Annotated in this window: 21 protein-coding genes and 1 riboswitch; of the genes, 13 read left to right on the forward strand and 8 right to left on the reverse strand. The window is 61.6% G+C overall.

The window, feature by feature from the left end; genetic code table 11:
- Window positions 1-10: 10 nt before the first annotated feature.
- Window positions 11-895: a glycosyltransferase gene (locus CAG02_RS16755; RefSeq protein WP_085711294.1), complete on the forward strand. Its 885-nt coding sequence runs from the start codon at window positions 11-13 to the stop codon at window positions 893-895.
- Between the two features lie 189 nt (window positions 896-1,084).
- On the opposite strand, the gene CAG02_RS16765 is transcribed toward CAG02_RS16755, so the two are convergent.
- Both CAG02_RS16765 and CAG02_RS16770 read right to left on the reverse strand, forming a co-directional pair.
- Window positions 1,085-2,305, reverse strand: a complete 1,221-nt coding sequence (locus tag CAG02_RS16765; RefSeq protein WP_085711120.1) for an acyltransferase — start codon at window positions 2,303-2,305, stop codon at window positions 1,085-1,087.
- 2 nt (window positions 2,306-2,307) lie between these two features.
- The gene (locus CAG02_RS16770) at window positions 2,308-4,173 is read right to left on the reverse strand and encodes a bifunctional O-antigen ligase/aminoglycoside phosphotransferase family protein (RefSeq protein ID WP_085711121.1); all 1,866 of its coding nucleotides are present in this window, start codon (window positions 4,171-4,173) and stop codon (window positions 2,308-2,310) included.
- A 154-nt stretch (window positions 4,174-4,327) separates the two neighbouring features.
- Between CAG02_RS16770 and msbA the strand changes: the two genes are divergently transcribed.
- From msbA to hldE, 4 genes are all read left to right on the forward strand, one after another.
- Window positions 4,328-6,130, forward strand: a complete 1,803-nt coding sequence (gene msbA, locus CAG02_RS16775; protein WP_085711122.1) for a lipid A export permease/ATP-binding protein MsbA — start codon at window positions 4,328-4,330, stop codon at window positions 6,128-6,130.
- 233 nt (window positions 6,131-6,363) lie between these two features.
- A complete protein-coding gene (locus tag CAG02_RS16780; RefSeq protein WP_085711123.1) occupies window positions 6,364-7,068 on the forward strand; it encodes a sulfotransferase family 2 domain-containing protein in 705 nt (234 codons plus the stop codon).
- Window positions 7,061-7,669, forward strand: coding sequence for an adenylyl-sulfate kinase (gene cysC, locus CAG02_RS16785; RefSeq protein ID WP_085711124.1), 609 nt, complete (start codon window positions 7,061-7,063; stop codon window positions 7,667-7,669). The genes CAG02_RS16780 and cysC overlap by 8 nt, the downstream gene beginning before the upstream one ends.
- Before the next feature lie 102 nt (window positions 7,670-7,771).
- Window positions 7,772-9,196: a bifunctional D-glycero-beta-D-manno-heptose-7-phosphate kinase/D-glycero-beta-D-manno-heptose 1-phosphate adenylyltransferase HldE gene (gene hldE / locus CAG02_RS16790; protein WP_085711125.1), complete on the forward strand. Its 1,425-nt coding sequence runs from the start codon at window positions 7,772-7,774 to the stop codon at window positions 9,194-9,196.
- Window positions 9,197-9,262: 66 nt separating this feature from the next.
- On the opposite strand, the gene CAG02_RS16795 is transcribed toward hldE, so the two are convergent.
- The 4 genes from CAG02_RS16795 to CAG02_RS16810 form a co-directional block, all read right to left on the reverse strand.
- A complete protein-coding gene (locus CAG02_RS16795) occupies window positions 9,263-10,231 on the reverse strand; it encodes a metal ABC transporter ATPase (RefSeq protein ID WP_085711126.1) in 969 nt (322 codons plus the stop codon).
- Window positions 10,232-10,262: 31 nt separating this feature from the next.
- A complete protein-coding gene (locus CAG02_RS16800; protein WP_085711127.1) occupies window positions 10,263-11,075 on the reverse strand; it encodes an aldo/keto reductase in 813 nt (270 codons plus the stop codon).
- Window positions 11,072-12,247, reverse strand: coding sequence for an FAD-binding oxidoreductase (locus CAG02_RS16805; protein WP_085711128.1), 1,176 nt, complete (start codon window positions 12,245-12,247; stop codon window positions 11,072-11,074). Before CAG02_RS16805 ends, CAG02_RS16800 begins: the two co-directional genes overlap by 4 nt.
- A 128-nt stretch (window positions 12,248-12,375) precedes the next feature.
- Window positions 12,376-12,708 (reverse strand): multidrug efflux SMR transporter, encoded by a 333-nt coding sequence (locus tag CAG02_RS16810; RefSeq protein ID WP_085608473.1) that lies wholly within the window; start codon window positions 12,706-12,708, stop codon window positions 12,376-12,378.
- Window positions 12,709-12,810: 102 nt separating this feature from the next.
- Here CAG02_RS16810 and CAG02_RS16815 point away from each other — a divergent pair, with 102 nt between their 5' ends.
- Window positions 12,811-13,713, forward strand: coding sequence for a LysR family transcriptional regulator (locus tag CAG02_RS16815; protein ID WP_085711129.1), 903 nt, complete (start codon window positions 12,811-12,813; stop codon window positions 13,711-13,713).
- An 11-nt stretch (window positions 13,714-13,724) separates the two neighbouring features.
- Window positions 13,725-15,005, forward strand: a complete 1,281-nt coding sequence (waaA, locus tag CAG02_RS16820; RefSeq protein WP_085711130.1) for a lipid IV(A) 3-deoxy-D-manno-octulosonic acid transferase — start codon at window positions 13,725-13,727, stop codon at window positions 15,003-15,005.
- A gap of 31 nt (window positions 15,006-15,036) precedes the next feature.
- On the opposite strand, the gene CAG02_RS16825 is transcribed toward waaA, so the two are convergent.
- Window positions 15,037-16,470, reverse strand: a complete 1,434-nt coding sequence (locus CAG02_RS16825) for a TolC family outer membrane protein (protein WP_085711131.1) — start codon at window positions 16,468-16,470, stop codon at window positions 15,037-15,039.
- 206 nt (window positions 16,471-16,676) lie between these two features.
- Window positions 16,677-16,782, forward strand: a riboswitch (TPP riboswitch).
- Between the two features lie 146 nt (window positions 16,783-16,928).
- Between CAG02_RS16825 and thiC the strand changes: the two genes are divergently transcribed.
- Both thiC and cytX read left to right on the forward strand, forming a co-directional pair.
- Entirely contained in the window at window positions 16,929-18,818 is a 1,890-nt protein-coding gene (gene thiC, locus CAG02_RS16830; protein WP_085711132.1) for a phosphomethylpyrimidine synthase ThiC, read from the forward strand.
- A gap of 140 nt (window positions 18,819-18,958) precedes the next feature.
- The gene (cytX, locus tag CAG02_RS16835; RefSeq protein ID WP_085711133.1) at window positions 18,959-20,251 is read left to right on the forward strand and encodes a putative hydroxymethylpyrimidine transporter CytX; all 1,293 of its coding nucleotides are present in this window, start codon (window positions 18,959-18,961) and stop codon (window positions 20,249-20,251) included.
- Here cytX and CAG02_RS16840 read toward each other — a convergent pair.
- Complete coding sequence (locus CAG02_RS16840; protein WP_085711134.1) at window positions 20,220-20,966, reverse strand: RsiV family protein; 747 nt, start codon at window positions 20,964-20,966, stop codon at window positions 20,220-20,222. The two genes, cytX and CAG02_RS16840, sit on opposite strands and share 32 nt — an antisense overlap.
- Window positions 20,967-21,196: 230 nt before the next feature.
- Here CAG02_RS16840 and CAG02_RS16845 point away from each other — a divergent pair, with 230 nt between their 5' ends.
- The 4 genes from CAG02_RS16845 (at window position 21,197) to CAG02_RS16860 (ending at window position 23,894) form a co-directional block, all read left to right on the forward strand.
- Window positions 21,197-21,814: an NUDIX domain-containing protein gene (locus CAG02_RS16845; protein WP_085711135.1), complete on the forward strand. Its 618-nt coding sequence runs from the start codon at window positions 21,197-21,199 to the stop codon at window positions 21,812-21,814.
- Window positions 21,805-22,257, forward strand: coding sequence for a DUF1249 domain-containing protein (locus tag CAG02_RS16850; RefSeq protein ID WP_085711136.1), 453 nt, complete (start codon window positions 21,805-21,807; stop codon window positions 22,255-22,257). The genes CAG02_RS16845 and CAG02_RS16850 overlap by 10 nt, the downstream gene beginning before the upstream one ends.
- A gap of 116 nt (window positions 22,258-22,373) precedes the next feature.
- Complete coding sequence (gene cpdA, locus CAG02_RS16855) at window positions 22,374-23,189, forward strand: 3',5'-cyclic-AMP phosphodiesterase (RefSeq protein WP_085711137.1); 816 nt, start codon at window positions 22,374-22,376, stop codon at window positions 23,187-23,189.
- Window positions 23,190-23,285: 96 nt separating this feature from the next.
- Window positions 23,286-23,894 carry a YqiA/YcfP family alpha/beta fold hydrolase gene (locus CAG02_RS16860; protein ID WP_085711138.1) on the forward strand — a complete coding sequence of 203 codons (609 nt, stop codon included), beginning with the start codon at window positions 23,286-23,288 and terminating at the stop codon, window positions 23,892-23,894.
- The last annotated feature ends 5 nt before the right edge of the window (window positions 23,895-23,899 follow it).

A 23,899-nucleotide genomic window follows, 5' to 3' on the forward strand; every position in this document is an offset into this window, starting at 1 on the left:
GGTCACCGCCCTGAGCGATGCGCAACCGATCGTCACCGTGATCATCGCTTCGTATAACCACGGACCGTACATCGAGGAAAGCATCCTCAGCGTCATCAACCAGAGCTACAGGAACATCGAGCTGCTGGTGGTCGACGACGGTTCGAAGGATGACAGCGTCGAGCGCATCAAAGCCTTGCAGGAACAGCACGGCTTCGATTTCCGGGTGCAGCAGAACCAGGGCCTGACCAATACGCTCAACGGCGCCATCGCACGGGCCAAAGGCAGCCTGATCGTACCGTTCGGCTCCGACGACATCATGTACCCGGAGCGCATCGCCACCCAGGTCGCGTACATGGACGGCAAGCCTGAAGTGGGTATTTGCGCCGGCAATATCGAGTTGATGGACGCCGACGGCAACCTCTATCCGGAAAAGCGTCAGCGCCGGGACGTGCCGTTCCGTCGCCTGGACTTCGATGACATGTTCCTGGAACGCAAGCCGTATCCGCCAGCGCCGACCCTGATGATCCGTCGCGAGGCACTGGACAAGGTGGGCGGGTTCGATCCGACGATTCGTCTCGAGGATCTGTACATCGAGCTGAAAGTGACCCGCGCCGGGTACTTCATCGATGGTCTGAACGTGGTGATGGCACGCTATCGCAAGCACGCCACCAACTCTTATAAGAACCACCGTTTCATGATCGAAAACATCCTGCGTACTTACGCGCTGTTCAGCGATCACCCGCTGTACGACGAGGTGCGCTACAAGTCGCTCAATTCGATGTTCCTGAAAACCGCCAACCGCGACCGCAAACTGGCGCGGGAGCTGCTGGCACAGATTCCGTTCAAGGCCTGGAACAAGAAAACCTGGCGCGGTCTGGGCCGGTTGCTGTTTTCGCCGCTGGAAAAGGACTGAGCCACGGGCTGGCTTCAGCGCTGGCGTGAGCGGCGCGCCAAAACGGGCATTCGCAGGATGCCGAAGATCGAACGCGGTGCTGCACGGCTCGTGCCGGCTTATCCTGACTACGCCTTTGGCCGGCGCAGTTATGGTCTGCCGAACGTTCATGGCTGGAAAGAAGGCTCGACGCTGAGACAGGTGCCCTGCTCAACGTTCCCGGGCGGCTTCATCGGCCAGTTTTCTCGGACGCTGCTTCTGGCGTAACCAGTTCACAAATGTCTTTCCGGCTTCGATTCCAGGCTTCTCGATGTACAGGAATGTCAGGCTGGCAATGACGATCAGCAGGCAACTGCAGACGACCATCAACAGCAGATAGAGGACCGGGCTCTGTGGATTGAAGGACATCAGGTGTGGCAGCTGCTGCACCATGATCCAGAGCACATAACCGTGCAGCAGATAAGTGCTGTAGCTGATCTCTCCCAGCCAGCGGACACTGCGCAGGCGCAGAGCCCCCCAAAGCGGATTTCCCGAAGCCACTATGACGAAGAATGTGCTCAGCAGCAGAAGCGGCAACAAACTGAAGGCGCGTTTGAACAGTGTCATCGCCAGAGTCAGTGCCAGCAGGGCAACCGCTGTGGCTACGTGGGTCCGGCCCCATGCCACCAGATGGGGGCGTCGTACCCAATAGGCCGCCGCGATGCCGCCAAGAAAGCTCGCCAGAAAATGCTTCTTCAGCGAATGCTCCCAACCGACGACCTGGTACAGGATGTAGATCCCGATCAGGCACAGCACGACTTGCAGCCAGTGCCCGCGGTAGATGAAGACCAGTCCCAGCAGTGGCAGTGCCAGATAGAAGAACACCTCATAAGCCAGTGTCCAGGTCACGTTGGAGATCAACATGCCACTCTGGTGGTACTGATTGATATCCGGTCGTTCGAATGTCAGCCAGTCAAAAACCTGCCCGGCCAGTTGTGCGGGAGAGTCCTTCAGTTCCCAGTCCTGCCGGTTGAACACGGTGACAAACACAATCAGCATCAGTGGCAGGTAAAGGGGATAAAGCCGAAATACCCGTGATACCGCAAATGCCAGCCAGTCGTGCTGGCGCCCCTGTTTGAGCAGACGGCTCCAGAACAGAAACCCGGTGATCATGAAAAACAGCGCAACGCTGGCCTGGCCCAACTGCGAGTAGAAGTTGCTCGGCGGAAAGTCGATCACGCCAGTGTGCAGGTAGAACCAGGTAATGAGGGCGTGATGTATGAATACGCCAAAGGCCAGATAACCGCGCAAACCGTCTATGGTGCTGTAGCGGCTTTCACCGTTGTGCTGCAAGTGCAGAGCGGCCTTGGGAACCAGACGCAGGAACATTGCCGAAGTCGCGATAGCGAGCAGGTACGCTACTGCGGCGAAGCCAGGGTTGGTATCCATCATGGTCAGTGGGCCCGGGCAGGGCGACCTCCCTGTTGCACTTGCCTGTGCAGATTATCGACAGCTGCCCGCGAGGCCATCGTCGAGTAACCCTGGAGCAGGGCATCGAAGTGGTCCTCGAACAGCCAGCGCTTGTCTTCCGTGTAACGCTGCATGTGACGCAGGTTGCGTTGACGCAATGAAAGGCTCAATGGGGACGGGTAGATGCGCAGGTCGGCCAGGTCGATCAATCCGAATTCACCGTCCTCCAGCACCAGGACGTTGCCCAGGTGCAGCGAGCGGAAATACACGCCTTGTTCATGCAGGCGGGCCATGAATTTGCCGAAACGCTCGACCAGGGCCTGCCGCACGGCCGGTGCGGTGATGCCCTGAAGTACCTGGCGCAAGGTGTGGCCCGGCAGTGGCGCGTAATGCACTGCACTGCTGCCATCGTCGAGGCGGTACAGGTTCAGCACCTGTGGGGTCGGGATGCCCATCCGGCGCAATTGTTCGCTATTGATGGCGAAGCGTTCGGAGTAAGGGTTGAAGTTGCCGGAGGTGTACCAGCGACGGCGGCGGAACAGCTTGAGGAAGCTGCCATCGGTCAGGCGCAGCACTTTGGGGCCGAGGCCGTCTTCTTCGATCACCTGAGCATCGGCCGCCAATTGCTGCAGACCGGTGGCCGACAGTTTCTGTACCGCAACGGTCAGCAGGCGGCGGGCTCGCTGGTTGATGCTCAGTGCCGCGATCAGCGCCAGAGGAATCCACAGCAGGAACCAGTGTTCCTTGGGGCGCGAAATGATGCCACCGCCTTCGGTCAGCCCGGCACCGATGCCGAAGACCAGCCAGGTGGATGCAATGATCAGCAACGGCTGAACCCGTTGACGCCAGCTGCTCAGCAAGCCCCAGGCCTGAAAAAACAGCCATGGCAACAAGCCCAGGATTCCGACGTAGTAAAGAACGCCCAGGACAAAACTGTGGGGTTCCTGAAAGCTGTAACCAACGCCGGGATCGATCGCCAGATCGGCGTTAAAGCCATGACCGATCCACGGGTGCTCGGAAATCTTTTGCAGGGCGATCTGCCAGATTTCGAAGCGGTAAGAGTCGCCACGCTCGGTAATCATCTTCGAGAACAGGCAGACCACACTGATGCCTACGGTGGCCAGGGCTCCCAGCATTACCAGAGAGCGACGGTTCCAGCAGATGAAGCTCAGCCACAGCGCAGCCATGGTCAGTGCGACCAGTGGCGTTCTTGAGCCGGTGGCGATGACTGCTGCAAACATGACCAGCATCGCCGGCAGGCTGAGCCAGAGCAGGCGGCCATGCCTGCACGACATGCTGACGCTCATCCAGTAGGCACAGAAGAAGCCGAACAGGTGGGAGCTGAGCAAGGGATTGTCGAATGCGCCACCGCCAACCAGTCGCGCGCCAGGCTCGTAATGATGGGCGAACCGGACCAGGAAACAGGTGGTGGCGATCAGTGCGACCATGGCCGCGACAAATAACATCGGCGCAAGAATATCGCTGCGGTACCGCACAAGCAGGTAACAGCCGACAAACAGCAGCAAGGTATGCAGCGGTGGCTTGAACATGCCACTGAACGACTCGCCGTCGACGGGCCCCCAGCTCAGACTGAGCATCGCCCAGGCGACAAACACCAGCAAAGCAACGATCATCGGTTCGCGCACCAGCTCCCTGAACCCCTGAGGGCGCAGGCACAGGGCAATCAGTGCCGGAATGCTGAACAGACCGTAAAAAAGTTTGTGGTGCAGGCTGCGGCCTGGCAGGAAGAACAACGCGCACAGGAGCAGGAAGTAGCCGACTGGAAGTATCCACAGGCTGATGAGATCGAAGACTCGACTGGACGTACTGCTGAAGCCGCGAAGTTGCATGCTGTGAGATTCAATCCTGAAGTTGATCGGCCATTTGGTTGATGGCTATTTGATGCTGAAAAAGACGCATAACAATACCAGCCTTTGCCCGATTGCCAGAACCCTTAAGAAGCTGTGCTAAAGTCAGCGTCCTTTTTATCGACTTTCGCGTGATATGACCGACTCCAGTCCCGCCGCAAGCCCTTCGAGCTTGAAAATCTACTTCCGCCTGCTCGGCTATGTCCGGCCGTATATCAGTCTGTTCCTGATCAGCATCGTCGGTTTTCTGATTTTCGCATCGACCCAGCCGATGCTCGGTTACATTCTCAAGTATTTCGTCGACGGTCTGTCCAATCCCGAGGCAGTGCTGTTTCCCACCGTGCCTTACCTGCGCGACTTGCAGCTTTTGCAGGCCGTACCGCTGCTGATCATCCTGATCGCTGCGTGGCAGGGCCTGGGGTCCTATCTGGGCAACTATTTCCTGGCCAAGGTCTCCCTGGGCCTGGTGCACGATCTGCGGGTGCAGCTGTTCAACAACCTGCTGGTGCTGCCGAACCGTTACTTCGACAAGCATAACTCCGGTCATCTGATTTCACGCATCACCTTCAACGTCACCATGGTCACGGGGGCGGCAACAGATGCGATCAAGGTCGTAATCCGTGAAGGCATGACAGTCATCTTCCTGTTCGCCTCGCTGCTGTTCATGAACTGGAAGCTGACACTGGTGATGGTTGCGATCCTGCCGTTGATCGCCGTGATGGTGCGCACCGCCAGCAAGAAATTCCGCAAGCAGAGCAAGAAAATCCAGCTGGCCATGGGCGATGTGACCCATGTCGCCTCGGAAACCATCCAGGGCTATCGCGTGGTGCGCAGCTTCGGCGGCGAAGCCTATGAAGAGAAACGCTTCCTCAACGCCAGCCAGAGCAATACCGACAAACAACTGCGCATGACCCGCACCGGCGCCATCTACACGCCGATGCTGCAACTGGTGATCTATACCGCCATGGCCGTGCTGATGTTCCTGGTGCTGTTCCTGCGTGGAGATGCCTCGGCGGGCGACATGGTGGCCTACATCACCCTGGCGGGCCTGCTGCCCAAGCCGATTCGCCAGTTGTCCGAAGTCAGCTCGACCATCCAGAAAGGTGTGGCGGGTGCCGAAAGCATTTTCGAGCAGCTCGATGTCGAGCCGGAAGTCGATACCGGTACGATCGAACGCGATTCGGTCACCGGTCGTCTGGACGTGCGCAACCTGAGCTTCACCTACCCTGGCACCGAGCGTCAGGTGCTCGACAACATCAGCTTCTCGGTCGAACCGGGGCAGATGGTGGCGCTGGTGGGGCGCTCCGGCAGTGGCAAGTCGACGCTGGCCAATCTGATCCCGCGTTTCTATCACCACGACAAGGGTGAGATCCTGATCGACGGTGTGGAAATCGAGCAGTACAAACTGTTGAACCTGCGCCGTCACATCGCTCAGGTCACCCAACACGTCACATTGTTCAGCGACACCGTGGCCAACAACATTGCCTACGGCGATCTGGCCGGTGCGCCCCGGGAAGATATCGAAAAAGCGGCGCGTGATGCCTATGCCATGGACTTCATCGCGCAACTGCCCGAAGGCCTCGATACCCAGGTCGGCGAGAACGGCGTGCTGCTGTCCGGTGGCCAGCGTCAGCGCCTGGCGATTGCCCGTGCCTTGCTCAAGAATGCGCCGGTGCTGATTCTCGACGAGGCCACCTCGGCCCTCGACACCGAATCCGAGCGCCATATCCAGGCAGCACTGGACCAGGTGATGAAGGGGCGCACCACGCTGGTGATTGCCCACCGTCTGTCGACCATCGAGAAGGCCGACCTGATTCTGGTGATGGATCAGGGCCGGATCGTCGAGCGTGGCACTCACGGCGAACTGCTGGCGCAGAACGGCTACTACGCGCGTCTGAACGCCATGGGCCTCGATGCCCCGGCCGAAGATATCGCCTGATCCCGCCGAACACCCTGTGGGAGCGAGCTTGCTCGCGATAGCGGTGCAACAGTCAACATCAATGTTGAATGTGCATACGTCATCGCGAGCAAGCTCGCTCCCACATTCATTTGTATCCGGATCTTTACCCTTCTTGACCAAACCTGCATAAAACCCGACACCGCGCTTGTTAAGGTTCCCGGACGAACTCTGACTTCCATCGAAGGGGCCATCCCCGTCGCGCGGGTATTTTCATGTTGCAACGCTATCTGTGGAAACTGCTGCCCAAGCCGCAGCGGGCTTTTCTGCTGGGGCGCCTGTCGGTGGTCGATCGACAGGCAGTGAACAAGTCCATGTCGGCCTGCCTGCGCTTTCCCGAAGCCTTCGAGCAACACTCCTGCCTGTTCATTCACGTCCCCAAATGCGCCGGCAGCAGTGTGTGCGAGTCGATGTTCGACGGCTGGCGTCCGGGGCACTTGCCGTTGTACTGGTATGAAGAGCAGTTTCCCGCGCAGTACGCCGCGGCATTTAAATTTACTTTCGTGCGTGATCCGCTGGAGCGTGCCTATTCGGCCTATGCCTTCCTGCATGGCAACGAATTGGGCGGGCGCGATCAGGCCGCGCAGCAAATGGTCAGGCACTACCGTGACTTCGACGACTTCGTTGCACGCTGGCTACATGCCGACACAATCGGGCGACAATTGCACTTTGCGGCGCAAACCGATTTTCTCACCGATTCACTGGGGCGCCTCGCCCTGGACTTCGTCGGCTATCAGGAGCATCTGGAGCGGGATTTTCGCCTCGTGTGCGAGCGCCTGGGGCTGACCAGCCAGTTGCAACACATCAACAGCTCCCGGCAGCGCCGCCCGCAACCGGCCCGTGACTTTTGTACGCAACGCACGCGACGCCTGGTGCGGCGAGTCTATGCACGTGATTACGAGATGCTCGGTTATGAGTGAGGCTCTGTCAGTATCGCCGCCACCGGCGATCCGTCCCTATGCGCTGTCTCTTCCCGCCGAGGCGCGTGCCGCGCAAAAGGTGCAGCGCCCTCGTTGCCTGTGGCTGACCGGATTGTCCGGTGCCGGAAAATCGACCCTGGCCAATGCGCTGGAACTGCATCTGCATCAGTTCGGGCTGCACACGTTCCTCCTCGATGGCGACAATCTGCGCAGTGGCCTCTGTCGTGATCTGGGCATGAGTGAAGCCTGCCGGCGCGAGAACATCCGGCGCACCGCCGAAGTGGCGCGATTGATGGTGGACGCCGGGTTGATCGTGATCGTGGCTGCCATTTCACCGTTTCGTGCCGAGCGGGATACGGCACGCCGGCTGTTTGCCGAAGGTGATTTCATTGAAGTGCATGTCAGCACCTCGCTGGAAGTCTGCGCCCGGCGCGATCCGAAGGGCTTGTACCGGGCGGCGCGAGAAGGGCGGATCAAGGACTTCACCGGGATCGACAGCCCGTACGAGGCGCCGCTGGCGGCCGAGTGCCGGATCGATACGGACGAGGTCGAACTGACCGATGCCTGCCATCGACTGGCGGCGTTCCTGTGCAAAAAATGAGCAAAAAAGCCTGTCGTTTCATCCTGTTGCAGCCGCCGCACAAGCCTTCGCCAACCCTGTGTTAATATCGCGCCCCTGTTCATTTTGTATGTGGGTTGCTCCATGAAGTTGTCCATGCCGCGATTCGATCAAGCCCCTGTCTTGGTGGTCGGCGATGTCATGCTCGACCGTTACTGGCATGGTGGTACCTCACGGATTTCCCCTGAGGCGCCGGTTCCGGTTGTAAAGGTCGAGCAAATCGAAGACCGCCCGGGCGGTGCCGCCAACGTTGCCTTGAACATTGCCGCGCTGGGTGCGCCGGCGTCGCTGGTCGGTGTGACCGGTGACGACGAGGCTGCCGACAGCCTGAGCAACAGCCTCAAGGGTGCGGGCGTGCGCGCCTTGTTCCAGCGCATCGCGCACCAGCCGACCATCGTCAAGCTGCGGGTCATGAGCCGGCACCAGCAATTGCTGCGTATCGACTTCGAAGAACCGTTCGCCACTGACGCCCTGGCCCTTGCTTCCCAGGTCGACGACCTGCTGGAAGGCATCAAGGTGCTGGTGCTGTCCGACTACGGCAAAGGCGCCCTGAAAAACCATCAGGCACTGATCCAGGCCGCCCGGGCCAAAGGCATTCCGGTGCTGGCCGACCCGAAGGGCAAGGATTTCTCCATCTACCGTGGCGCGAGCCTGATCACCCCGAACCTCAGCGAGTTCGAAGCCATCGTCGGCGGTTGCGCCGATGAGCACGAGCTGGTGAGCAAGGGCGCGAAACTGATGCACGACCTCGAGCTTGGCGCACTGCTGGTGACTCGCGGCGAGCACGGCATGACCCTGCTGCGTCCGGATCATCCGGCGCTGCACCTGCCGGCCCGGGCCCGTGAAGTGTTCGACGTGACTGGTGCCGGCGACACGGTGATTTCCACCCTGGCGGCCGCGATTGCCGCTGGCGAAGAGCTGCCGCACGCGGTGGCGCTGGCCAACCTGGCGGCGGGCATCGTGGTCGGCAAACTGGGTACGGCGGCGATCAGCGCCCCGGAACTGCGTCGCGCCATTCAGCGCGAAGAAGGTTCGGAACGCGGTGTGCTGGGTCTGGAGCAACTGATTCTGGCGGTTGCCGATGCCCGGGCGCACAACGAGAAGATCGTGTTCACCAACGGCTGCTTCGACATTCTCCACGCCGGGCACGTGACCTACCTTGAGCAGGCGCGAGCGCAAGGCGATCGTCTGATCGTCGCGATCAACGACGACGCTTCGGTCAGCCGCCTGAAAGGCCCGGGCCGCCCGATCAACAGTGTCGACCGGCGCATGGCGGTTCTCGCCGGCCTGGGCGCGGTGGACTGGGTAATCAGCTTCCCTGAAGGCACCCCGGAAAACCTGCTGCGCGAGGTCAAGCCGGACGTGCTGGTGAAGGGCGGCGACTATGGCATCGACCAGGTTGTCGGCGCCGATATCGTCAAGGCCTACGGCGGCACCGTGAAGGTGCTGGGGCTGGTGGAAAACAGCTCGACCACGGCGATTGTGGAAAAGATCCGCAAGTCCGAGTGATGCAAACATAAAGACCGCGTCTGCGATGACTCTCTGGAGTCACTCGCAGGCGCGGTCTTTTGCCGTTCAGGAATTCACTTTCTTGCGCGGCACGATCTTCTTCAGCAGTTGCTTGGCCTTGCCGCGCAGTCGCGCGAGCCCCGTGTCCTTGGCGGGCGGCGTCAGGCCTTGCTGGCGCAGCCAGTCCTTCCAGCGAATCCGCTCATCGCGCACCAGCCAGCCGTCCTGCCGGGCGAAGCTTTCGGCCAGATACAGGCCTCGGGTGCCTGCCGGGGATAACTGACCTTTCTTGAGCGTATACAGCTCGGGCAGTGGCTCGCCGTCCTGCAGCGGCATCAAGTACAGATCGGGTCGTTTGCGGTCGAGCCGGGCGACCAGTTGATCGCCTTCCAGCCGCTCATCGACATGGAACAGGCTCAGGTTCTTGGCTTCCTTCGGCACGTCCAGTCGCAGGTCATAGATCAATTGCAGTGAGGCGGTCGGCAAGTGCACGTAGGCCCGTGGCCGTTCGAGCAATTGCAGATTGGCGCAGCGTACCGGTCGCGCCGAACCGGACAACGGCGTCAGGCGAAAGGGCAGGGCCTCGCGATAATGCAGCGCTGTCGCGTACGGCGCCGGCAACCAGGTGTCGTTGAAACGCCCGCCGAGCCAGCCTTCCGGGGTTTCCAGCAGGCATTCTTCGGCGATCTCCTGGATCGCGGTGTGCAACGGGATATTCAATTCGTGCGCCGGCACGTAGCCGGAAATCAGCTTGAGCACCACGTCGCCGCGATCCTGCCGCCGCTGGCGCACCAGCACCCAGTAATCGCGATTCTGCCAGTGCAGGGTCAGGCGCACCGAGACGCCGAGGTTGGCCAGCTCCAGCGCAAAGCGCTCGGCATCCGCCACGCTGACCGGTTTGCGCCGCTGCAGGGTCTGGGCGAAATTCAGCGGCATGCCGACGCTCTGGTAGGTCAGGCCTTCGGGCGTCGCTTCGACGAACAGTGGCAGCGTCTTGAAGTTGCTCGGGTTCTTTCTGATGAGCGTACGCGGCATGTCGGCTCCTGCTTAAGGCCGCGGGGCGGCGTCAGTGACCACGAAGGACCTGGGCAACGGTCGCAACGTTATGGGCGAGGTGCAGCGGATTGATTGTCCCGACGATGGCACTGGCCACGCCGGGCTGAGCGAACAGCAACTCGAAGCTGGCGCGTACCGGATCCACCCCGGGACTCAGGCAAACGTGCCCGCTGGCCAGGGCCTTCTTCACCAGAATGGCTTTGCCGTGGGCAGCAGCATAGTCAATGACCGCCTTCTCGTTTTGTTCGTTCAGATTGTAGGTGACCATCGCGCAGTCGCCTTGCTCCAGCGCTTTGAGGCCGCCTTCGACAGTCTTGCCGGAAAAGCCGAAGCCGCGAATCTTGCCCTCGGCCTTCAGCGCCGCGAGGGTTGCGTAGACTTCGCTGTCATTGAGGATGGCCATGTCGTTGCCATCGGAGTGCACCAGCACCAGGTCGATAAAATCCGTTTCCAGACGTTGCAGGCTGCGCTCCACCGACATTCGCGTATGGGCGGCGCTGAAATCGTGGGTCGACTGGCCGTCGACAAATTCTTCGCCGACCTTGCTGACGATCACCCAATCCTTGCGCTCGCCGCGCAGCAACGGGCCGAGACGCTCTTCACTGCGGCCATAGGCCGGCGCGGTGTCGATCAGGTTGATGCCCAGCTCCCGCGCTTGCTTGAGCAGCATGCGTGCGGCGTCGTCATCGGGGATCTGGAACCCGTTGGGATATTTCACGCCTTGGTCGCGGCCGAGTTTGACGGTGCCCAGGCCCAGCGGCGAAACCAGGAGGCCGGTGCTGCCCAGCGGGCGATGCAGATCGTGCAGGGTCGGCAGGCTCATGGCAACAGTTGCTCCCAGGCTGGAACGCCCATCGGTGGTTTCGGCAGTTCTGGCAGCGGTGCCGGGTGGCTCGGCTGGATACCGTCGCGTTCAAGGGAGGCGATCACCCGGTCGGCGAAGTCTGGCGCCAGGGCGAGTTTGGTTGGCCAGCCGACCAAAAGGCGACCTTCTTCGGCGAGGAACGCGTTGTCCGGGCGAGTCAGGCCGGTTTGCAGCGGCTCGGCGCGGTCGACGCGCAGGGTCGCCCATTGCACGTTGCTCAGGTCGATCCATGGCAACAACTGTGCGATTTCCTTTTGCGCAGTGGCAATCTGCTCGGCCGGCTCGCGAGCCACGCCTTCGGACTCGGCAATATCGCCGCCCATGTACCAGACCCACTGGCCGTCGGCGGCCGGGTGGGTGGTCACGGTGATGCGCGGCTTGGTGCCGCCACCCAGGCAGTGGGCGTACAGCGGCTTCAGGCCCGGGCCCTTGGCGATGATCATGTGCAGTGGCCGGCGTTGCATGGCCGGCTGCGTCAGACCGAGAGCTTCCAGCAGTGCCGCAGTACCTGCACCGGCACTGAGCACGATGCGCTGGGCGCGGATCTCGCGGCCGTCGACCTTCAGGCCGACCAGCACGCCGCTTTCCAGCAGCGGCTCGATGTTCTGGCCGGCCAGCAAGCCGTCACCGGCGAGGTCGGCCAGGCGCTGGATCACGCTCGGTACGTCGACCACCAGTTCGGCGAGGCGGTAGACCTTGCCCTTGAAACGTTTGTCTTGCAGGGCCGGCGGCAACTGATCGCCCTTGACCTGATCGACCCGGCCGCGCACCGCTTTGCTGGCGAAGAAACTGGTGAGGTTGCCGGCCAGGGTGCCCGGCGACCACAGGTAATGGGCTTCGGACAGCAGACGCACGCCGCTCAGGTCCAGTTCGCCGTTGCCGGCCAGGGCTTCACGCCAGCGGCGCGGCATGTCGGCGATGGCTTCCGAAGCACCGGTCAGTGCGCCGTGCAGCGCGTACTTGGCGCCGCCGTGGATGATGCCTTGGGATTTCACGCTCTGTCCGCCACCGAGGCTGGCGCTTTCCACCAGCACGGTCGAGAAACCCTGGCGGCGCAGGCGCGCGTTCAACCAGAGACCGGCGACACCCGCGCCGACAATCAGCACGTCGGTGGAAATTGGAGATGGCATGCAACGACCTCAGTGTTCAAGACGAGGGCGCAGTATACAGACTCGGGGAAAAGGGGATTTGTCGATGATCAACAGAGGGCAGGCATGAGCCCTGCAGGCGCGAGTGCCTGAAAGGGCTCATGTCAGAATCAATGGCCTGCAGTTTTCGAGAACAGCTGGATCACCACCACGCCGAGCACGATCAGCGCCATCCCGAGCATCGCCGGCACGTCCAGCTTCTGCCCGTAAATGAACAGCGCTGCAACGCTGACCATCACGATGCCCATGCCGGCCCACACCGCGTAGGCCACGCCCACCGGCACGCTGCGCACCACCAGGGTCAGCATCCAGAACGCAATGGCGTAACCGACGATGACCAGCACCAGTGGCAAAGGCGTGCTGAAACCTTTGACGGCCTTCATCGAAACGGTAGCGATCACTTCGGCGCAAATGGCGATGGCCAGATAGACGTAAGCGTTCATGTTCAATTCCTCGTGTGAAGCGTTGCTTTCTGAGGCGGCATTCTAGTGAGTACCCGGATGGGGTAAAGTCATTACCTATCTGTTTACAAGATGGGTTGGCCGATGAGCATGCAGTGGAATCTGGATCAGTTACGTGTATTCGTCGCGGTCGCCGAACAGCGTTCGTTCTCCGCCGTGGCGCGCCAGCAACGCAAGGCACAGTCGGCGATCAGCAGCGCGATTGCCATGCTGGAAGACGACCTCGGCGTCAGTCTGTTCGAGCGTAGCAGCGGTCGCCAGCCGAGTCTTACCGAAGCCGGTGAAGCCTTGCTTGAAGAGGCGCGGGAAGTGCTGCGTCAATGTGAGCGCCTGAACGGTCGGGCCATGGCGATGGTGCGTGGCCAGGAAGCGCAGCTGCGCGTGGCTCAGGATGAGGCGATGCCCTATCAGGCGCTGGTGGAAAGCTTCGGCGCACTGGCCGAACAGTTTCCGAGTCTGGAGGTGCAACTGACCAGTGCCGCCCAGGGCGAGGTTTCGCGCAAACTGGTGGAGCGTCGGGCCGATCTCGGGTTGTTGTTCTATCACGATGAAATCCCCGAAGCGCTGGAACGTCGGGTGTTGGGCAGCGTGGAAATGGTCACGGTGTGCGGCGTCAATCACCCGCTGGCGGCGCAATCCCGGGTCAATTGCCAGCAACTGGCGCAACATCGGCAACTGTTGATGTCGACCCAGACCAGCGTCTACCCCGGCAGCGAACCGGCCAGTCCGCAGGTCTGGCGCGCCGACAGTTTCTACGTCATGGCCGAATGGCTGGTGCGCGACCTCGGCTGGGCCTGGCTGCCGCGTCATGTGGTGCAGTACTCGGCCTATCAGGGCCTGATGGTGGAACTGGACAGCGAATGGACGCCACCGGCGCTGGTGGTGGAGCTGGTCTGGCGTCGTGACGAACCACTGGGGCCGGCCGCCCGCTGGCTGGCGGAGCGATTTGCCATACACCTGCGGGCGATCGGCGGCAAAAGCCGATAAACTCCGCCGCCATGAATAGAACTCTCTACACCGCGCTGTTTTACCTGGGGCTGCCATTGGTGGCGATTCGGCTATGGCTGCGTTCGCGCAAGGCGCCGGCGTATGCCAAACGGATTGGCGAACGTTTCTCCTACGGCATGCCGACATTGCAACCCGGTGGCATCTGGGTTCACGCCGTGTCGGTGGGCGAAAGCATCGCGGCCGCGCCGATGATTCGCGCGCTGCTGCAACGTTATCCACAACTGCCGATCACCGTGACCTGCATGACCCCGACTGGTTCAGAGCGCATTCACGCACTGTTCGCCAACGAGCCGCGCATCCAGCATTGCTACCTGCCTTACGATTTGCCTTGCGCGGCGGCGCGTTTTCTCGATCGCGTGCAGCCGAAACTGGCGGTGATCATGGAAACCGAACTGTGGCCGAACCACATTCATCAATGCGCCAAACGCGGGATTCCGGTGGCGCTGGCCAACGGTCGATTGTCCGAGCGTTCGGCCAAGGGTTATGGCCGGTTCAGCAAACTGACCGCGCCGATGCTCGCCGAAATGAGTCTGTTCGCCGTGCAGACCGAAGCCGAAGCCCAGCGCTTCCGTGATTTGGGCGCCCGGCCGGAGACGGTCGAAGTCACCGGCTCGATCAAGTTCGACCTGACCATCGACCCGCAACTGCTGCAACGCGCCGCTGAACTGCGCGGCCAATGGCAGGCGCTGGAGCGTCCGGTGTGGATCGCCGCCAGCACCCATGAAGGCGAAGACGAGGTGGTGCTCAATGCCCATCGCCGTTTGCTGGCCAACCATCCCGATGCGCTGTTGATTCTGGTGCCGCGCCATCCGGAGCGCTTCAACTCGGTGTTCGAGCTGTGCCAGCGCGAAGGGTTTGCCACGGTGCGTCGTTCGACCGGCGCCAACGTCGATGCCGCAACCTCGGTGCTGCTCGGCGACACCATGGGCGAGTTGCTGTTCCTCTATGCCCTGGCCGATAGCGCCTTTGTCGGCGGCAGTCTGGTGCCCAATGGCGGGCACAATCTGCTGGAACCGGCAGCCCTGGCGAAACCGGTGATCAGCGGCCCGCACCTGTTCAACTTCCTCGACATCGCCGCACAACTGCGCAGCGCCGGGGCGTTGGCCGAGGTGGATGACGCCGAAGGTCTGGCGACGGAGGTGCAGCGCCTTTTCGAACTGCCGCGCGATGCACAGCGCATGGCCGAAGCAGGGCTGAATGTGATGCGCCGCAATCAGGGCGCGTTGCAGCGATTGCTCGATGGCCTGGGAAGGTTGATCGACCGCCCATAAAAAAACGCAGCCTCAGGGCTGCGTTTTTTGTTCAAGGCCGGGCCTTGAGCTGTGCTTCGGCGGCCTTGGCCAGATCCGGCGGCAGGAAATCCTTGTCCGGGTTGTAGTCGGCCTTCAGATAACGCGTCAGGTCCTGCAAGTCGCCCGGGTTCAAGGTGCCCGCGGCCTGCTTCAGGCGCAGGTTGTCGAGAATGTAGTCGTAACGGGTGTTGTTGTAGTTGCGCACCGAGGTGTAGAGCTGACGCTGGGCGTCGAGCACGTCGACGATGTTGCGCGTCCCCACCTGATAACCGATTTCCGTGGCTTCCACCGCGCTCTGGTTGGAGATGATCGACTGGCGGCGCGCCTGCACCTGTTCTACGTCGGTGTTCACCGCGCGGTGCAGGTTGCGGGTGTTTTCCACGATCTGCCGGCGCAGGCTTTCGCGCTGCTGCTCGCTCTGATCCAGTTGTGCATAAGACTGGCGCACTTGGGAGCTGGTCAACCCGCCGCTGTAGATCGGGATGTTCAGTTGCAGGCCCACGGTGCTCTGCTCGACGTTGCCGTGATACGGCGTGCCGAAGGCGCTCGGGTTGGAGAAACCGAGGGCGTCGTTGTCGCCTTTTTCGTATTTGGCCACGGCGTCGAGGGTCGGCAGGTGGCCGGCCTTGCGCTGTTTCAAGGTCTGTTCGGCGGAGCTCACCGCATAATTGCTGGCCAGCAGATTGAGGTTCTGTTTGGCGGCGGTGTCGACCCAGGCCTTGGCGTCGTTTGGCGCCGGCGGCAGGATCGGCAGGGTGTGGACAATGCCCTGGATCGAGTTGTACTGACGGTTGGTCAGGGTGATCAGTGCTTCGAACGCATCATCCACCTGACGCTGGGCAACGATCCGGTTGGCCCGGGCGGTGTCGTAACTGGCTTGCGACTGCAGCACGTCGGTCTTGTCCGACAGGCCCACGTCGAAGCGCTCGTTGGACTGGTCGAGCTGGCGCTTGAACGCGGCTTCTTCAGCCTTGGTCGAGGCCAGGTTGTCCTGGCTGCGCAGCACGTTGAAATAGCTTTCGGCCGATTGCAGGATCAGGTTCTGCTCGGTGGCCGACAGTTGCAGCGCGGCCTGCTCGTTGACGTCCTTGGCGGCCTGGTACTGGAACCAGCGATCGGCGCGGAACAGCGGCTGTGCCAGGGTCGCCTGATAGGAGTGCGCGCTGCGGTTGGCGATGGCCGAAGGCTGGTCGATCGAGGTGCGCACGCTGGCGGTTTCGGCGCCGCCGGAGAGGTTCGGCAGCAGCCCGGCGCGGGCCTGGGGCACCACTTCTTTCTGGGCGCCGTACTGGGCGCGGGCGGCGGCCAGATCGGCGTTGTTGTCGACCGCTTCCTGATAGACGCTGACCAGATCGGTCCTGGTCGACAAGGGCGCTTCTGCTGCCCAGACCATTGCGTTGGACGCACAAGACACGGCAACAGCCAGTGAGAGTTTGCGCAGCATGAGGCGATCCCTAGCATGAATATTATGGAAATAATCCGGGCGCCAAAGGTAAGGCGCGGGCCGCATAGCGTCAAGGCGCAGCAGGGCAAGGCGAGTGTAGTAGCGCATTGAGGCGCTCACAATCCTGTCGGCCGCCGCAATTGCGCCATTCATCATGGTGTTTGCAGCGGTGTTGGCGTTCTTTGCCGGTTGTGTCTAGACTGGCCGGGTTCTTGTCGGGGTGCCTTGCTATGAGGCTGAGATCGAATAATTTCGGATCCCGTTGAACCTGATCAGGTTAGCGCCTGCGTAGGGAACAAGATTTCTCGTCACCCGGCGAGTCCTCTTGTGCTTCGTCCGGGAAATTGTTCGACAATCGAACGCTCGACGACGATGCACAGCACCAGTCCTGGTGCGTCCGTGCCTTTCAGGTTCTGCTCCGACAATCCACTGCCTGGATGCTGTCTGGAGAGCCCGTGATGACTACAAAATCTAAAAACGCGATCAACCTGAGTGACTCGGCCAAGGTCGACGAGCAGTCGGTTCAACCGTTCACCCGTTCGCAAAAAGTCTACGTTCAGGGCTCCCGCCCGGACATCCGCGTGCCGATGCGCGAAATCACCCTCGATGTGACCCCGACCGACTTCGGCGGCGAAATCAACGCACCCGTTACCGTCTACGACACCTCCGGCCCGTACACCGATCCGAACGTGGTGATCGACGTGCGCAAAGGCCTGGGCGATGTGCGTTCGGCGTGGATCGACGACCGTGGCGACACCGAGCGCCTGCCGGGCCTGAGTTCGAATTTCGGCCAGGAACGCCTGGCCGATCCGGAACTGACCAAGCTGCGTTTCGCCCACGTCAACAACCCGCGCCGCGCCAAGGCCGGGGCCAACGTCAGCCAGATGCACTACGCCCGCAAAGGCATCATCACCGCCGAGATGGAATACGTCGCCATCCGCGAAAACATGAAGCTGCAAGAGGCCCGCGCTGCCGGTCTGCTGAACCAGCAACACGCCGGCCACAGCTTCGGCGCGAGCATCCCGAAAGAAATCACCCCTGAGTTCGTCCGCGAAGAAATCGCCCGTGGCCGCGCGATCATTCCGGCCAACATCAACCACGTCGAACTGGAACCGATGATCATCGGCCGTAACTTCCTGGTGAAGATCAACGGCAACATCGGCAACAGTGCGCTGGGTTCGTCCATCGAAGAAGAAGTGGCGAAACTGACCTGGGGCATTCGCTGGGGGTCGGACACCGTCATGGACTTGTCCACCGGCAAGCACATCCACGAAACCCGCGAGTGGATCATCCGCAACTCCCCGGTTCCAATCGGCACTGTGCCGATCTATCAGGCGCTGGAAAAAGTTAACGGCGTGGCCGAAGACCTGACCTGGGAGCTGTTCCGCGACACGCTGATCGAGCAGGCGGAGCAGGGCGTCGACTACTTCACCATCCACGCCGGCGTGCTGTTGCGCTACGTGCCGCTGACCGCCAAACGCGTGACCGGCATCGTCTCCCGTGGCGGTTCGATCATGGCCAAGTGGTGCCTGGCGCACCACAAAGAGAACTTCCTCTACACCCACTTCGACGAAATCTGCGAAATCATGAAGGCCTACGACGTCAGCTTCTCGCTGGGCGACGGCCTGCGTCCGGGCTCGATTGCCGACGCCAACGACGAAGCGCAATTCGGCGAACTGGAAACCCTCGGCGAACTGACCAAGATCGCCTGGAAGCACGACGTGCAATGCATGATCGAAGGCCCGGGCCACGTGCCGATGCAGTTGATCAAAGAGAACATGGACAAGCAGCTGGAGTGCTGCGACGAGGCGCCGTTCTACACCCTCGGCCCGCTGACCACCGACATCGCACCGGGTTATGACCACATCACTTCGGGTATCGGTGCGGCGATGATCGGCTGGTTCGGTTGCGCGATGCTTTGCTACGTGACGCCGAAGGAACACCTCGGCCTGCCGAACAAGGATGACGTGAAGACCGGGATCATCACCTACAAGATCGCCGCCCACGCAGCGGACCTGGCCAAGGGGCATCCGGGCGCGCAGATCCGCGACAACGCCTTGAGCAAGGCGCGGTTCGAGTTCCGTTGGGAAGACCAGTTCAACCTCGGTCTGGACCCGGACACCGCCCGTTCGTATCACGATGAAACCCTGCCGAAGGACTCGGCGAAGGTCGCGCATTTCTGTTCGATGTGCGGGCCGAAATTCTGCTCGATGAAGATCACTCAGGAAGTCCGCGAATACGCGGCCAACCAGCGGATCGACGCGGTCGACGTGGACGTCGCCCAAGGCCTGGCGGAACAGGCCGAGCGGTTCAAGAAGGAAGGCAGTCAGCTGTACAAGAAGGTTTGATCTGACCTGAAAGGGTGGGGCCTGCAACGGCCCCTTCGCGAGCAAGCTCGCTCCCACATTTGAATGCATTCCAAAGTGGGAGCGAGCTTGCTCGCGAATACGGTCGACACAACAACAAATGTCCCTCTGAGATAACACCCTTGAGCATTCAACCCGGTACCTATTCCCCCGACCTCGCCGTGCCCGCCGACAAGCGTGTATTCGGCGGTCGCGATCTGTTTTCCCTGTGGTTTTCCCTCGGCATCGGCCTGATGGTGTTGCAGACCGGTGCACTGTTGGCACCGGGGTTGGGCCTGTCGGGATCGCTGCTGGCGATCTTCCTTGGCACGCTGGTTGGTGTCCTGCTGCTGGCCGCCGTCGGCGTGATCGGCAGCGACACCGGCCTGTCGTCGATGGCCGCGCTGAAACTCAGCCTCGGCAGCAAAGGCGCGAGCCTGCCGGCGCTGCTCAACCTGCTGCAACTGATCGGTTGGGGCTCGTTCGAAATCATCGTCATGCGTGATGCAGCCAGCCTGCTCGGCACTCGTGCGTTCAGCGAAGGTTCGCTGTGGGCGAGTCCGATGTTGTGGACGTTGTGCTTCGGTGCACTGGCAACCTTGCTCGCCGTCAGCGGGCCGCTGACGTTCGTGCGCAAGATCCTGCGCAAATGGGGCATCTGGCTGATTCTGGCCGCGTGCATCTGGCTGACCTGGAACCTGTTCGCCAAGGCCGATCTGGGTGCTTTGTGGGCACAGGCCGGGGATGGTTCGATGCCGCTTGCCGTGGGCTTCGACATTGCCATCGCGATGCCGCTGTCGTGGCTGCCGCTGATTGCCGACTACTCGCGTTTCGGCAAGAAGGCGAAGAATGTGTTCGGTGGCACGGCCATCGGTTTCTTCATCGGCAACTTTTGGCTGATGAGTCTCGGCGTGGCCTACACCCTGGCCTTTGCGCCGAGCGGTGAAGTCAACGCGCTGCTGCTGGCACTGGCCGGTGCCGGTCTGGGGATTCCGCTGCTACTGATTTTGCTGGACGAGTCGGAAAACGCCTTTGCCGACATTCACTCGGCGGCGGTGTCCAGCGGGATTCTGCTACGTCTGAAAGTCGAGCATCTGGCCTTGGCCATCGGTGTGATCTGCACCCTGATCGCGCTGCTCGCGCCCCTGGCGCAGTACCAGAATTTCCTGCTGCTGATCGGCTCGGTATTTGCGCCGCTGTTCGGCGTGGTGCTGGTGGATCACTTCATTCTGCGCAAGCGCAGTGGCCAGGTGGCTTCGGCCGCGTTGCGCTGGCCGGCGCTGTTGGCCTGGCTGGGTGGCATCAGCACCTATCACCTGCTGGCCAACCTGTATCCGGATGTCGGCGCAACCCTGCCGGCGCTGGTCCTGGCAGGGCTGCTGCAACTCGTGCTGGGCCGGGCCTTCAGTTACGGCCGGGAAACAGCTCGGGCTTGATGATGCCGTTCAGACGCGGGTAAGGGATCTTCAGTTCGACGTGGCCCAGCGCGTAAGGCGCGATGGTGCTCACGTCGTACTTGAGGATCACGCCGCCGTAAGTCAGGGCCACGTGCGGGGTTTTGACGAACGGCCAGTTCTTCACGAACTCCGGTTCCTGATCGAGCTTGGTGCTGATCAGCCAGCTGTTATGCGCAACCTGCGCAGCCTTCCAGAACGCTTCTTCCTGACCCGGCACCAGCATGTCCGAAAGGCTCAGCACCTTGTGCTGCTGGCGCGAATAGTTGATGAAGCCGCGGCCCGGCGTGCCGTGGGCGCCGCCGGTGTCCAGGTAGCTCGACACTTCGACAATCACCAGACCGTCATGCTGCTCGCGTACTTTCGCCTGCAAATAGCTGCTGTTGCGCGGGCCGGCCGTGCGCAGGAACTGCTCGCGATAGGCCGCCAGGGTCGGCGCCACCGGTGCGTTCGGCTCGGTGCGGGTGAATTGCAGCAGGCGTTTTTCGATGATGCCGTCCAGCGCAGGCTCGGCCGGGAAGTGCAGGGTGTCGATGTTCACCAACGGACAATCGGGGTTGGAGCAACCGGGTTTCAGGGTTTCCGAGGCGTCGCGGGTGGTTTCCAGCGGCGTGCGGTAGTTGGGCTGGAACAGGCTGGCACAGGCGCCCAGGGTCAGGGCGATGGCCGCCACGGAGGCGATTTTGAAAAGCGACATGGGCGTCCTTTCTGAAACAGGGGAAGGCAAAAAGTTACCGCTTCGACTCTCTGTGAAGCGGTCAGTTCGCCACTAAGCTAATTAGAGTGGGTTTCGCCTCCACCGTCCATCCCGCTGACGGTAAAGGGGCTGCATCAAACATCGCGGGCGCGTTAGGATGGCGCGAAGTCGAGGTTGCCCGTCACAAAAAACGCAACCTCGTATTGGAATTGCAGTAAACGAGGATGCCCATGACCGATCTTGCCAAAGCCACTCCCGCCGCCATCGATATCGTGCGGCGCGAACAATGCTACAAGGGCTTCTACAAGCTCGACCGTGTGCATTTGCGCCACGAACTGTTTGCCGGCGGCATGAGCCGCGAGATCAATCGTGAAGTGTTCGTGCGTCACGACGCCGTCTGCCTGTTGCCTTACGACGCACAACGCGACGAGGTGGTGCTGATCGAACAGTTTCGCGTCGGCGCCATGGGCAAGACCGCCAACCCGTGGCTGGTGGAACTGGTCGCCGGTCTGATCGACAAGGAAGAAGTGCCGGAAGAAGTTGCTCGCCGCGAAGCGCAGGAGGAAGCTGGGCTCGACATCAAGGCGTTGTGGCCGATGATGCAATATTTCCCGTCGCCGGGGGGCAGCAACGAATTCGTGCATCTGTTTCTGGGGCGTTGCAGCACCGAAGGTGTTGGCGGCCTGCATGGGCTGGAGGAAGAAGCAGAAGATATCCGCGTCACGGTCTGGGCATTCGAGGATGCGCTGCAGGCCGTACGCGACGGCCGGATTGCCAATGCGGCGAGCATCATCGCCTTGCAGTGGCTGGCGCTCAATCGCGCCGAAGTGAGGGGGTTATGGTCGTAAACAAACTGCGCGATCGCTATCGTGTCGACCTCGTGGGCCTGCAAGCCGCCTGCGAGGCCAACTACGCGCGCCTGATGCGACTGTTGCCGGACATGCGCCGCGAACCTGAGGCGCGGCGCATCGCCGTGACCCAGGGCGACCAGATGCTCGGCGTGCTGGCCATCGAAGTGTTGCAGACCTGCCCGTACACCACGACCCTGCAAGTGCGTCAGGAACACAGCCTGCCGTGGCTGCCGGTGCCGCAGCTGGAAGTGCAGGTCTATCACGACGCGCGCATGGCCGAAGTCATCAGCGCCGAACATGCGCGGCGCTTTCGCGGCGTCTATCCTTACCCCAATGCGGCCATGCATCAGCCGGACGAAAAGGCCCAGCTCAATCTGTTCCTCGGGGAGTGGCTGAGTCACTGTCTGGCCTGCGGTCACGAGTACGCCGCCGTTCGATAGTTTCTATTACAGCGGCAAGTTGTGAACTGTGTCCGGTTCGGCGGTTTCTTCCCGGGGCCTTCCCCCAGCATAATTGCGAACCTTTCCGACCCGGCGTCCAGCCCTGGGAGAACGCCTTGCCGAGCGTATCGACTCTGACCACTGCCGATGCGGCGTTGCTGGTGCAACTGTCCGACAGTCATCTGTTCGCCGAGGCGGACGGCGCGCTGCTGGGCATGAAAACTCGTGAGAGCCTGCAAAAGGTCATCGAACTGGTGCTCGAACAACAGCCGCAAATCGACCTGATGATTGCCACGGGCGACCTGTCCCAGGACGGCACGCTGGAGTCCTACCAGCAGTTTCGTCAGCTGACGGCGCAGATCGATGCACCCGCCCGCTGGATCCCCGGCAACCACGACGAACCGCAGATCATGCAAATGGCCGCTGTGCAAAGTGCGCTGCTGGAGCCTGTAGTGGATGTCGGCAACTGGCGTGTGACCCTGCTCGATTCGGCGGTGCCGGGCTCGGTGCCGGGGTACTTGCAGGATGACCAGTTGCAACTGCTCGCCCGTGCCCTGAGCGAAGCGCCGGAGCGGCATCATCTGGTGTGCTTCCATCATCACCCGGTATCGATCGATTGTGCCTGGATGGAGCCGATCGGCTTGCGCAATCCCGAAGCCTTTTTCGAGGTGCTCGACCGTTTCCCACAGGCCCGGGCCGTGTTGTGGGGGCATGTGCATCAAGAGATCGACCGCGAGCGCAACGGCGTGCGACTGATCGCCTCACCGTCGACCTGCATTCAGTTCGAGCCGGGCAGTGTCGACTTCAAGGTCGGCGAGCAGGCGCCGGGCTATCGCTGGTTGCGATTGCTGCCGGACGGGCGGATCGAGACGGGTGTGGAGCGTGTCACCGATTTCCGGTTCACGGTGTATTACGGCTCCAACGGTTACTGATTCAGGGGCTCAGCGCTGATTTCCTCGGGTGCTGGCCCAACGACCATCGACTCCCTGTAAACTCCGCTTTCTTTAGCCGACACCCAGGGAGCTCAAATGTCCGGTTCGATCCTCTATATCCACGGTTTCAACAGCGCGCCGGCCTCGAAGAAGGCCTGTCAGCTGGTCGAGGTGATGGAGCGGCTGGGTTTGAGCGATCAACTGCGTGTCCCGGCGTTGCATCACCACCCTCGCGAAGCCATCGGTCAGCTGGAACAGGCAATTGCCGAGCTGGGCCGGCCGTTACTGGTGGGAAGCTCGCTCGGCGGCTACTATGCGACTCATCTGGCCGAACGCCATGGCCTCAAAGCCCTGCTGGTCAACCCGGCCGTCAGTCCGCACCGGATGTTCGACGGATACCTGGGGACGCAAAAAAACCTGTACACCGACGAAACCTGGGAATTGACCCACGACCACGTGACGGCCCTGGCCGAACTGGAAGTCCCGGCGCCGCAGGATTCGCAGCGTTATCAGGTGTGGTTGCAGACCGGGGACGAAACCCTGGACTATCGCCACGCCCAGCAGTATTACCGGGCCTGTGCCTTGCGTATCCAGGCCGGCGGCGACCACAGCTTTCAGGGGTTTGCCGGGCAATTGCCGGCGTTGCTGAGTTTTGCCGGCATTGGCGCCGATTTGTTTCAGGCAATCGATTTCACCGCGCTGTGAGCGGT

Source organism: Pseudomonas sp. R43(2017), from assembly GCF_002112345.1.
Taxonomy (GTDB): Bacteria; Pseudomonadota; Gammaproteobacteria; order Pseudomonadales; family Pseudomonadaceae; genus Aquipseudomonas; species Aquipseudomonas kribbensis.